Source organism: Campylobacter sp. CFSAN093224 (assembly GCF_012897395.1).
GTDB classification, from domain to species: domain Bacteria; phylum Campylobacterota; class Campylobacteria; order Campylobacterales; family Campylobacteraceae; genus Campylobacter_D; species Campylobacter_D jejuni.
The window spans coordinates 864724-876399 of record NZ_CP040607.1; the positions used below are offsets into that span (position 1 = coordinate 864724).

The following is an 11676-nucleotide window of genomic DNA, read 5'->3' on the forward strand; positions in this document are numbered from 1 at the left end:
TTTTGGTTAATTTTTAAGAATTTTCCCTAAAAAGAGTCGCGCTCTTTCAGTTTTTGGATTTGAGAAAAATTCGCTAGGAATATTTTCTTCCACAATAGCACCATCTTCCATAAAAATAATCCTATCTGCTACTTCTTTTGCAAAACCCATTTCGTGTGTAACAACCACCATGGTAGTATTGCTTTGATGTGAAATTTCTTTCATTACATCTAAAACCTCTTGTATGGTTTCTGGATCAAGGGCTGAAGTAGGTTCATCAAATAAAATATAGGGTTTTTTAGTACAAAGTGATCTTGCTATAGCAACGCGTTGTTGTTGTCCACCTGAAAGGGTTGCTGGATAAACATTTGCTTTATCCAGCAACCCTACAACTTTTAAATACTTAAAAGCTGTTTCTTCAGCTTCTTTTTTAGATTTTTTTTGAAGTTTCATTGGAGCTAAGGTCAAATTTTGCAAAACCGTCATATGTGGATATAAATTAAAATGCTGAAAAACCATTGCACAATATTTTCGGCAAATTTCAATTTTATTTTTATGATTTAAAACAAGATTGTTAACTACGACCTCTCCTGAACTAACTTCTTCAAGCCCATTCATGCAACGGATAGTTGTACTTTTTCCACTTCCACTTGGACCTATAATAACAAGCTTCTCACCTTCTTTAACAGAAAGATTAATATTCTTTAGAACATGATGAGTTCCGTAGTATTTGTTTACATTTTTTAATTCAATCAAGTTTTTTCCTTTATTTTTAGCTAAATATAAAATTAATTGAAATTATTTTATCATTAAATAAAGAAAACTACTTCAAAATGTAACTTATTTTTACTAATAAATTTCCAAAGTGTAACTTTTAGTAATTTTTAGAATTTATACTTTTTCATAGTAAACACCTCTTGGAGAGAAAATCTTTTTAAAATAAATAGTCTCTGGAATTAAATCAGCATTGCCAACATAAAGCCTTCCTTTATCATTTAAAATTCTATGAAATCTCTCCATAAGTTTTAGTTTTGATTCATGATCAAAATAAATAATCATATTTCTAGAAGCTATAATATCAAATTTCCCCAATCTTGAAAATTTTTCTTCAAAAACATTGCAAAGTTCAAATTTACAAGTACAAAGCTCATTTTTATTAATAGTATAAAATTTATCTTCGCTTTCTAAAAAAAACCTTCTTTTTTCACTCTCGCTCAATCGCTGTAAAGTTCTTCCTTGATATTTTCCAAGTTTTGCTTTTTCAATCACACTTGAATTAATATCAACGCCTAAAATATACATATCTTTAATAAAATTCTGTGCAGCCAATAATGCCAAAGAATATACTTCTTCTCCACTTGAACAAGGGGCGCTTAGGATATTTACTCTCTTTTCTAAGCTTTTGGTATAATAAATTATTTCTTTCAATTGAGCCAATTCTCTTAAAAAATAAGTTTCACCTATGGTTACAAAATCTAAAGTTTCTTGTTTAAGTTGTCTATTGCTTTTTAATTTTCCCAAAAATTCGGAAAAATTTTTAGTATTAGTTCCTTCAAGAAATTTATTCAACTTTAAAGCTAGTATATTTTTTTTATCGGTTAAATCAATACCACTTATTTCGTTGATAATTTTTATAAATTCATTAAGTTCCAATTCGCTAGGAGTTATTTTTTTTTCCATGCAATTTTCCTTTTATTAATCCTGATCAATAAAATTTACAATTTCTTTTTTAATTTCTTTTAAGCTCATAGGTTTTAAATGCGGATTCATATCTTTTGCTCTTTTTGGCATACCATAAACGACGCTATCTGCTTCATTCTCACATAAACATCTAACTCCTGTTTTATAAAGCTCAAATAAACCTTTTGCGCCATCATCTCCCATGCCCGTTAAAATAATAGCAAGTATTTTATTTGTTTTTGCCAAAGAAACAGCGGAATGAAAAAGTAAATCCACACTCGGTTTAAAGCTTGAAGCCACATCTTGCCAAGCGGCTACAATATTTAAATTTCCAGATAAAATAGTATTTTTAGGGCAAATATAAATTTTATTGCTTAATATCTCTTTATCGTTCAATAAGCACACTTCACTAAAAGCTTCTTTATTAAATTGCCCCACAAAAGATGGAATAAAACTGGCACTCATGTGCTGAGCTATAACTACACAAGTATTTTTTACATCAATATCCTTTAAAAGAAATTTAAGCTGATTAGGACCACCTGTTGAAGATCCTATGAGTATGAGCTTCACTTTCTTCTCCTCTTAATTTATTGAAATTTTATTTTTCTTGTCACATGATTCTAACATATATAAAGAAAAATAAAGCTTATTTTTAAAACAAAGAAAAGCTGTTTTTATGATTTAATATGATAAGATTAGGTTTTTATCTTAATTTTATATAGTAATTTAGGAAACCAATGCTTAGGGAAAAAATTTATATTGCTAGTGATCATGCTGGTTTTGAATTAAAAGAAAAAATTTGCGTATTTTTAAAAGAAAAAAATATAATTTTTAACGATTTAGGAACAAACACTTGCGCAAGCTGCGATTATCCTGATTATGCGCATTTACTTGCCGAAAAAATAAACAAACGGAGCTTTGGCATTCTTATTTGTGGAAGTGGAATTGGAATTTCTATTGCAGCAAATCGTCATAAAAACATTCGTTGTGCATTATGCCACGAAAGCTTAAGTGCAGAACTTGCAAGAAGGCATAATGATGCCAATGTTTTGGCATTAGGCGGAAGATTAATTGGGGTTGAATTAGCTATAGATATTATAGAAAAATTCATTCAAACTCCTTTTGAAGAAGGGAGACATATGCAAAGAATTCAAAAAATTGAGGTAAAAATATAATGTTTACAAACTGGCTTGTTTTAACTATATTGATTTGTGCAACTATCTATCTTATTGTAATGTTGTTTTACTATAAAACTCTACTTAATAAAGAAAAAACATCAAAAGATTTTATCAAAAACAATCTTGATGATACTGAGATTGTCATTAGAAAACTACAAATTCAACTTCAAAGAAGCCTTGGAAATATAGATATACTCACAGAAGAGCTTAATAAAATCAAAGCAGACCTTACATCTTTAAGAACCAGAAATTCTCAATATCGCTTGGAAAATGACAAACTAAGACAAAGAATTAAAGAATTAGAAGCAAAAATCGAGGCATTATTATGATAAAACTAACACAAGAAGAAAAAAAATATCTGCTTGATAGCATTAGGATTATTCCTGATTTTCCAAAAAAAGGAATTATTTTTAGAGATATCACCACTCTACTAAATAACAAAGAAGCTTTAAATTTTCTACTTAGACATTTAAAAGAACGCTACAAAGATTACAATCTAGACTTCATAGCAGGAACAGAAAGCAGAGGATTTATCTTTGCATCTATGATTTGTGCAAAACTTAATCTTCCTTTTGTGCCTATTAGAAAACCTGGAAAACTCCCTTTTGAAACCTTTAGCTGCGAATACGATCTTGAATATGGCAGCGATAAAGTAGAACTTCATAAAGATGCATTTAAAAATATTCAAAATGCAAGAGTTTTACTTGTAGATGATTTAATAGCAACTGGCGGAACAGCTATAGCTTCATATGAACTCATTCAAAAAGCTGGAGCTAAATGTGTTGAAGCTTGTTTTTTAATGAATCTTAAAGATTTAAATGGAGCAAATAAACTTGAAAAACTTACTTCAGTTTATAGTATTTTAGAAATTTAAAACTATAGAAAGGTACAAATGGAAGAATTTTTAAAAAATTTACTTTACCAATACAAAGATCTAGCTTATATTATTATTTTTTTATGGTGCATTTTAGAAGGAGAGTTAGCTTTAATTTTAGCAGGTATTTTTGCTCATCAAGGACATGTAAATTTAGGTTTTGTTATATTTATAGCAGGACTTGGTGGTTTTGTAGGTGATCAAATTTATTTCTATATAGGAAGATATAATAAACGCTACATACAAAAAAAATTAAAAACTCAAAGGCGTAAATTTGCAGTAGCACACCTACTTTTACAACGTTTTGGTTGGCCTATTATTTTTATACAACGCTATATGTATGGTTTTAGAACCATTATACCTATGAGTATAGGAATCACACGTTATAGTGCAAAAAAATTTGCTATTATCAATCTTTTTAGTGCTTGGGTTTGGGCATCAATCACTATACTTTTAGCTTGGTATTTTGGAGAACAAATTTGGAAGATGGTGACTTGGGCTGAAGAACATTGGTATTATGCAGCCATTATTATTATAGCTTTTTTATCCCTTTTATTATTTGGTTTTAAACAAATGGAAAAAGCTATACTTAAAGATAAAAGGAAAAAATCATGAAATTTGAATTAAACGATAAAAAACTAGATGCTATAAAAGCAGACTTTGAACTTGTTTTTATACAGGATAAAAATTTAAAAATTTTTAACAAAGAAAAAGATTTTTTTAAACTTAATAATTACAAAGGCGAAGGTGCATTATTAGACTTAAACAATAAAAAGCTTTATTTAGAGCTTAAAAGTCTTGCTTATGAGGATATAAGATTAAGTCTTTGCACAGCATATAAAACTCTTGAGAAACTTAATATTAAAAGCGTAAAACTTCCTAGCATAATAGGAGATTGTGTAGTTAGAAGTTTTGCATCTTTAGTTGAAGGCGTACTTTTTGGAGCTTATAAATTTGACAAATATAAAAGCGAGAAAAAAACAAGTACTTTGGAAAAATTTATTATTTCAAGCGAAGAATTAAATGGTAAGAAATTTAATAAAGATGAAGCTAAGATAGGTTTAGAGCGTGGAGAAATTTTAGCTAATGCTACAAATTTTACTAAAAATATAGTCAATGAAATTCCTGAAATTTACACCCCTTTAAAAATGGCAGAAGATGCGCAAAATTTAGCTAAAGAAAATAAAAACATTATTTGTAAAATTTATGATGAAAAATTCTTAGCCAAAGAAAAAATGAATGCCTTTTTAGCGGTAAATCGCGCCTCGATACACCCACCACGCCTCATTCATCTAAGCTATAAAGCCAAAAATGCAAAAAAACGTGTTGTATTTGTTGGAAAAGGCTTAACTTACGATAGCGGTGGATTAAGCTTAAAACCAGCTGATTTTATGCTTACAATGAAAGCTGATAAAAGCGGTGCAGCAGCAGTAATGGGAATCATAAAAGCCGTAGCTGAACTTGCTTTAGATTTAGAAGTGCATTGCATTTTGGGCGCAACTGAAAATATGATAGGCGGCAATGCTTATAAGCCTGATGATGTGTTAATCAGTCGTGAAGGTGTAAGCATAGAGGTAAGAAATACAGATGCAGAAGGACGCTTGGTTTTAGCTGATTGTCTTTCTTTTGCACAGGATTTAAAACCTGATTTACTTATCGATATGGCAACTCTTACTGGAGCTTGTGTTGTAGGACTTGGAGAATTTACAAGTGCTATTATGGGAAATAATGAGGAATTGCAAAATGATTTTTATCTAAGCTCTAAAAAAAGCGGAGAATATACCACAATCTTACATTTCAACCCTCACTTAAGAGAACTTATAAAATCAAATATTGCCGATGTTAGTAATACTGCCTCTAGTCGCTACGGAGGTGCAATTACCGCAGGGTTATTTTTAGATAAATTTATTCGTAAAGAATATAAAGATAAATGGCTACATCTTGACATAGCAGGACCTGCTTATACAGAAAAATCTTGGGGATATTCTAGTTTTGGCGCAGGTGGAGCTGGAGTTAGAATGTGTGTTAATTATTTAATTCAAATTTTAAGGAAAGCTAAATGAGTTTAAGCGTAGGTATAGTAGGACTTCCAAATGTTGGCAAATCAACAACTTTTAATGCTTTAACTAAAGCACAAAATGCCCAAAGTGCAAACTATCCTTTCTGCACCATAGAGCCTAATAAAGCCATGGTTGAAGTTCCTGATTTAAGACTTAATGAACTTGCTAAAATAGTAAAACCTGAAAGAATTATGCATTCTTTAATAGAATTTGTAGATATCGCTGGACTTGTTAAAGGCGCAAGTAAAGGCGAAGGCTTGGGAAATAAATTTCTTTCAAATATACGTGAAACTGAGGTTATTTTGCATATAGTACGTTGTTTTGATGAAGAAAATATTACCCATGTTGAAGGTGGAGTTGATCCTTTACGTGATGTAGAAATTATCAATACAGAGCTTATTTTAGCAGATATTGAGCAACTGAGTAAAAAAATAGAAAAACTCACCAAAGAAGCCAAAGCCAATCAAAAGGGTGCCAAAGAAAGTCTCGAACTTGCAAATTCCTTACTTGATCATTTAAACAAAGGCTTAGCTGCAAGTTCTTATCCTGAAAAGGAAAGTGAAATTTATCAAGCCCTAATCAAGGAATTAAGACTGCTTTCTGCTAAAGAGGTGATTTATGGTGCAAATGTTGATGAAAATGGTATTAGTGAAGATAATGATTATGTAAAAGCTTTAAAAGAATATGCTAAAAAAAATGATCATGAAGTTATCAAGCTTTGTGCAAAAATCGAAGAAGAATTAGTAGGATTAAGCGATGAAGAAAGTCATGAATTTTTAAGCTCTCTAGGAGTTAACGAAAGCGGTCTTGATCAAATCATACGCACTGCTTTTGCTAAGCTTGGACTGATCAGTTATTTTACCGCTGGTGTAGTTGAAGTGCGTTCTTGGACAATCAAAAAAGGCTGGAAAGCACCAAAAGCAGCAAGCGTGATTCATAATGACTTTGAAAAAGGCTTTATAAAAGCTGAAGTTATTTCCTATGAAGACTATATCCAATACAAAGGCGAAAATGGCGCCAAAGAAGCAGGAAAGCTACGCCTTGAAGGAAAAGACTATATCGTTTTAGACGGCGATGTAATGCACTTTAGATTCAATGTTTAGGCAAAATAGCCTAAACAATATTTATAAATTTTGAATAAAACCTTCCAAAATTTGAATTTGCTTTTCTACGCTTGCAATAGAACTTGAGCCTTCACTTTGCTTAGAATTTAAAGAAAATTCAAAATTTAAAAGTTCCATAGCTTTTTCATCAAATACAGGATCTATTTTTGAAAGATCTTTAATTTCACTTATATCAATACCTTGTGCTTCAGCTTGTGCAACAACATTTCCCACTATAAAATGTGCTTTTCTAAAAGGAATATTTTTTTCACGCACCAAATAATCTGCCAAATCGGTAGCCAATAAATGACCTTTTTTACAAGCATTAAGCATATTTTCTTTATTAATTTGTATTTCTTTTAGCATTGCATTTAAGATGATTAAGCTATCTTTAGCGGTTTTTACACTATCAAAAATCCCTTCTTTATCTTCTTGCATATCTTTATTATAGGCTAAAGGTAAAGCTTTCATTATAGTTAAAAGAGAAATCAAATTTCCATAAACACGCCCTGTTTTTCCACGTATAAGCTCACAAACATCAGGATTTTTTTTCTGAGGCATAATAGAACTTCCTGTTGAAAAGCTATCACTTATAGTTATAAAAGAAAACTCCGAACTTGAAAATAAGATCATTTCTTCGCAAAGTCTTGATGTGTGCGTAAAAATAACTGCTATATCATAAAGCAAATCAAGAGCAAAATCCCTATCACTCACTCCATCCATAGCATTTAGCATAATATCTTTAAATCCTAAAATTTCAGCACTCAACTCACGATTGGTTCTATAGCTTGTTCCTGCACATGCACAAGATCCAAGTGGCGAAAAGTCTGCGAGTTCTAGGCTATTTTGCAAACGCTTAATATCTCGCATTAACATAAAAGCATAAGCTAAAATATAAAAAGAAAAACTCACAGGCTGAGCGTGCTGTAAATGTGTAAAACTTGGCATAATAGTTTTTTTATGCACTTTAGCATATTCGAGCATGGTTTGAATCAATTCTTTTAAAAGCTTTATAAGTTCAATATGAGATTTTTTGACAAAAAGTTTAAAATCAGTAGCCACTTGATCATTTCTACTTCTTGCAGTATGAAGTCTTCCACCAATTTCACTACCTATAATCTCGCTTAAACGCTTTTCTACGGCCATATGAATATCTTCATCTTTAATATCAAAAATAAATTTACCTTGCTCTATTTCACTTCTAACCTGCTCTAAACCTTTTATAATAGCATCTAATTCTTCTTTTTTTAAAATACCACAACTTTCAAGCATTGTAGCGTGTGCTATAGAACCTTGTATATCTTCATTGAACAAAGTTTTATCTACATTTAAACTTGCATTAAATTCTTTTAAAAGCTCATCACTTGCATCACTAAAACGTCCTGACCACATTTCATTTTTCATTTAAATGCCTTAAATTTTTGGTCCAAATTTGCTAAATTCAATGCCTTCTTTGACATCTTCATAACGTTTAAAATTTTGTATAAACATATGTGCTAATTTATCTCTTGTTGCAATATAAGCATTTTTATCTAACCAAGTATTTATAGGATTTAAAAGTACACTTTCTACACCTTCTAAAGCTTTTGGAATAGCTAAATCAAACACTTCAAAATTTTCAAATTCGCATTTTGTAATACTTCCATCTAGAATAGCATTAATGCAAGCCCTAGTAGCCTTAATGCTCATTCTTTTACCCACACCGTAGCTTCCGCCACTCCAACCCGTATTAACAAGATAAACATTAACTTCATGTTTTTCAATCTTTTCACCAAGCAATCTCGCATAAACCGTTGGATGTAAAGGCATAAAAGGTTCTCCAAAACAAGCTGAAAAAGTTGCTTGAGGCTCTGTTATACCGCGCTCAGTTCCAGCTACTTTTGCTGTATAGCCACTTAAAAAATAATACATAGCCTGCTCTTTGCTTAGTTTGCTCACCGGGGGTAAAATTCCAAAAGCATCTGCACTTAAAAATATAATATTTTTTGGATGCCCTGCTTTTAGACTAGGCTCATGATTTTTAATATGCTCTATAGGATAAGAAACTCTCGTGTTTTCTGTTTTTGAGGCATCAGCATAATCAACACTCTTATCAGCTCTTAAAACTACATTTTCTAAAAGTGCATTTCTTTTAATGGCTCCATAAATTTCAGGCTCATATTCAGGATCAAGATTGATTGTTTTTGCATAGCAACCGCCCTCAAAATTAAACACACCTTCATCATCCCAGCCATGCTCATCATCACCTATGAGTCTTCTTTTTGGATCGGTTGAAAGCGTAGTTTTTCCTGTACCGCTAAGTCCAAAGAAAAGTGCCACATCGTCTTTTTCTCCGACATTTGCACTACAATGCATAGAAAGTTTATTTTCTAGTGGCAACCAATAATTCATCATAGAAAAAATACCTTTTTTCATTTCTCCACCATACCAAGTTCCACCAATAACCGCTATATTTTCTTCAACATTAAAGATCACAAAAACCTCTGAATTTAAACCATCTTGTTTGTAATCTTCATTGATGCATTTGCAAGCATTATAAACAATAAAATCTGCTTTAAAATTCTCAAGTTCCTCTTGACTTGGGCGAATAAACATATTTTTAACAAAATGCGCTTGCCATGCAATTTCAGTAACAAATCTTACTGCTTTGCGACTTTGCAAAGAAGCACCGCAAAAAACATCTTGAACATAAATTTTCTTTCCGCTTAATTCTTGCTTTGCTTTAGTTAAAAGTTTATCAAATAATTCTTTTGTAATAGGCTGATTTACCTTTCCCCAAGCTATATATTTACTAGATGGATCTTGTTTTACAAAATATTTATCTTTAGGACTTCTACCTGTAAAAATCCCTGTATCTACACAAAAAGTATCATTATCCGTGCTTAAACCTTCATTATTTGCTTTTTCATGAGCATTTAATTCATCATAACTTAAATTATGAAAAATTTCCTTTATATTATCCAAACCTAACTTATCAAATTTTTTCATTTTTCCCTCACTTTAATTCTTGTAAATAGCTAATACTTCGCCTTCATTAACAGTATCACCTATTTTAATACAAAGCTCTAAAATAATTCCATCTTTTGGGGCATTAACCTCAATCTCCATCTTCATTGCTTCTAAAACCATGATAGCTTGACCTGATTTTACTTCCTCACCTTCGTTAACATAAATTTTAAAGACATTACCTGAAATACCTGCTAAAATTTCATTTTCAGCATCGACAGAACTTGTTGAATTTGAAGAAATAATATTTTTATTTTCTTCTACTTTTTTTACACTCTTAACATTAACATCTTTATCAAAACCATAACTCACTTCCACATGATATTTATTACCATTTACAGCTACAGTAAATTTGTTTTCATCTGCACTCATAGGTTTTGGCATACTGGCTAATTTGCGTATATTTACCTTTGCCTCTCCTTTTAAAAATGCTATACCTTTTTCTTTGCAAGCTGCTGCAACAAATATATTTTCTTCACTCGTTTCTATACCCTCTTTTTCAAGCAAGGTTTTGGTATAAGCTATACTTTTACTCTCATCTTTATCAGCTATATTTATAGCAAGCTCTGTAGTAGGTTCTAAATTAAGTTGTTTTGAAGCAAGCTCAATAATGTTTGCATCGGGTGCAACTGGAGTTTTTCCAAAATAACCAAGCACCATTTTTCCATAACCTTCTGCGATTTTTTTCCAAGACCCAAACATAACATTATTAAATGCTTGTTGAAAATAAAATTGAGAAACTGGAGTAACCGAAGTACCAAATCCACCTTTTTCTACAACTTCTCTCATAGCATGAATGACCTGTGGAAATTTATCTAAAATATTATTATCCCTCATCATTTGTGTATTTGCCGTTAAAGCTCCTCCTGGCATAGGAGAAAAAGGAATAAGTGGATTTACCATAGTAGCTTCAGGGGGTAAAAAATACTCTTTTAAACAATCTTTTAAAACTTCTTCGTATTTTAGAATTTTTTCTTCTTCAAGTCCACCTAAATCATAATCTTTACCTTTTAAGGCATGCATCATGGTTAAAATATCAGGCTGAGAAGTTCCACCACTTACAGGAGCTGCAGCCAAATCGATACCATCAACACCTGCTTCAAGTGCTGCAAGATAGCAGGCTATACTCACCCCTGCAGTTTCATGCGTATGAAGTCTAATATGCATATCTTGAGGTAAAATTTTTCTTGCCATTTTAATGGTTTCATAAATTTTATTTGGATTTGAAGTTCCACTTGCATCTTTAAAACAAATGCTGTGAAAAGGAATTTCTGCTGCTAAAATTTCTTTCAAAATTTTTTCATAAAAAGGCACATCATGAGCACCTTTGCAATTTGGCGGTAGATCCATTAAGGTAATAGCGATTTCATGTTTTAATCCATGTTTTGCTATACATTCACCACTAAATTTTAAATTATTTATATCATTAAGAGCATCAAAATTTCTTATCGTTGTGGTACCGTGTTTTGCAAAAAGTTTTGCATGCAAATCAATAAGCTCACTACTTCCAGTATCTAAAGTAACAGTATTAACCCCTCTTGCTAAAGTTTGAAGATTAGCATCTTTTCCTACAATAGCCCTAAATCTATCCATCATGGTAAAAGCATCTTCATTAAGATAAAAATACAAGCTTTGAAATCTAGCACCACCACCAAATTCAAAATGAGTAATACCCGCTTCTTTTGCTGCTTCTACTGCAGGAAAAAAATCATCCATTAAAACCCTAGCTCCATAAACAGACTGAAAACCGTCCCTAAAGCTTGTATCCATTACATCGATGAATTTTTTAGCCATTA

Annotated in this window: 12 protein-coding genes; 6 read left to right on the top strand and 6 right to left on the bottom strand. The window is 31.3% G+C overall.

Annotation, left to right across the window (positions count from 1 at the left end; all coding sequences use genetic code 11):
• Window positions 1-6: 6 nt before the first annotated feature.
• The 3 genes from FBF11_RS04485 to FBF11_RS04495 all read right to left on the bottom strand — a co-directional run bounded on the left by FBF11_RS04485 (window position 7) and on the right by FBF11_RS04495 (window position 2229).
• Complete coding sequence (locus FBF11_RS04485; protein WP_002853259.1) at window positions 7-735, bottom strand: amino acid ABC transporter ATP-binding protein; 729 nt, start codon at window positions 733-735, stop codon at window positions 7-9.
• A 135-nt stretch (window positions 736-870) separates the two neighbouring features.
• A complete protein-coding gene (locus FBF11_RS04490; RefSeq protein ID WP_057096907.1) occupies window positions 871-1659 on the bottom strand; it encodes a CheR family methyltransferase in 789 nt (262 codons plus the stop codon).
• A gap of 15 nt (window positions 1660-1674) precedes the next feature.
• Window positions 1675-2229, bottom strand: coding sequence for a chemotaxis protein CheB (locus FBF11_RS04495; RefSeq protein ID WP_002853263.1), 555 nt, complete (start codon window positions 2227-2229; stop codon window positions 1675-1677).
• A 167-nt stretch (window positions 2230-2396) separates the two neighbouring features.
• Here FBF11_RS04495 and rpiB point away from each other — a divergent pair, with 167 nt between their 5' ends.
• The 6 genes from rpiB to ychF are packed head-to-tail and all read left to right on the top strand — an operon-like array spanning window position 2397 to window position 6874.
• Complete coding sequence (gene rpiB / locus FBF11_RS04500) at window positions 2397-2834, top strand: ribose 5-phosphate isomerase B (RefSeq protein ID WP_002853308.1); 438 nt, start codon at window positions 2397-2399, stop codon at window positions 2832-2834.
• On the top strand, window positions 2834-3166 hold the full coding sequence (locus tag FBF11_RS04505; protein ID WP_002853247.1) for a membrane protein: 333 nt from the start codon (window positions 2834-2836) through the stop codon (window positions 3164-3166). The genes rpiB and FBF11_RS04505 overlap by 1 nt, the downstream gene beginning before the upstream one ends.
• Window positions 3163-3711: an adenine phosphoribosyltransferase gene (gene apt, locus FBF11_RS04510; RefSeq protein WP_052846097.1), complete on the top strand. Its 549-nt coding sequence runs from the start codon at window positions 3163-3165 to the stop codon at window positions 3709-3711. Before FBF11_RS04505 ends, apt begins: the two co-directional genes overlap by 4 nt.
• Window positions 3712-3729: 18 nt before the next feature.
• Window positions 3730-4326, top strand: coding sequence for a DedA family protein (locus tag FBF11_RS04515; RefSeq protein WP_002854047.1), 597 nt, complete (start codon window positions 3730-3732; stop codon window positions 4324-4326).
• The gene (locus FBF11_RS04520) at window positions 4323-5774 is read left to right on the top strand and encodes a leucyl aminopeptidase (protein WP_002873205.1); all 1452 of its coding nucleotides are present in this window, start codon (window positions 4323-4325) and stop codon (window positions 5772-5774) included. The genes FBF11_RS04515 and FBF11_RS04520 overlap by 4 nt, the downstream gene beginning before the upstream one ends.
• The gene (ychF, locus tag FBF11_RS04525) at window positions 5771-6874 is read left to right on the top strand and encodes a redox-regulated ATPase YchF (protein WP_002853275.1); all 1104 of its coding nucleotides are present in this window, start codon (window positions 5771-5773) and stop codon (window positions 6872-6874) included. Before FBF11_RS04520 ends, ychF begins: the two co-directional genes overlap by 4 nt.
• A gap of 21 nt (window positions 6875-6895) precedes the next feature.
• Here ychF and argH read toward each other — a convergent pair whose 3' ends face one another.
• From argH to FBF11_RS04540, 3 genes are read right to left on the bottom strand one after another with little or no spacing between them, the layout of a single operon-like run.
• On the bottom strand, window positions 6896-8278 hold the full coding sequence (gene argH, locus FBF11_RS04530; RefSeq protein WP_057096906.1) for an argininosuccinate lyase: 1383 nt from the start codon (window positions 8276-8278) through the stop codon (window positions 6896-6898).
• A 9-nt stretch (window positions 8279-8287) separates the two neighbouring features.
• Entirely contained in the window at window positions 8288-9862 is a 1575-nt protein-coding gene (gene pckA / locus FBF11_RS04535; protein WP_002868118.1) for a phosphoenolpyruvate carboxykinase (ATP), read from the bottom strand.
• 12 nt (window positions 9863-9874) lie between these two features.
• Window positions 9875-11674, bottom strand: coding sequence for a biotin/lipoyl-containing protein (locus FBF11_RS04540; RefSeq protein WP_057042340.1), 1800 nt, complete (start codon window positions 11672-11674; stop codon window positions 9875-9877).
• Between the last annotated feature and the right edge of the window lie 2 nt (window positions 11675-11676).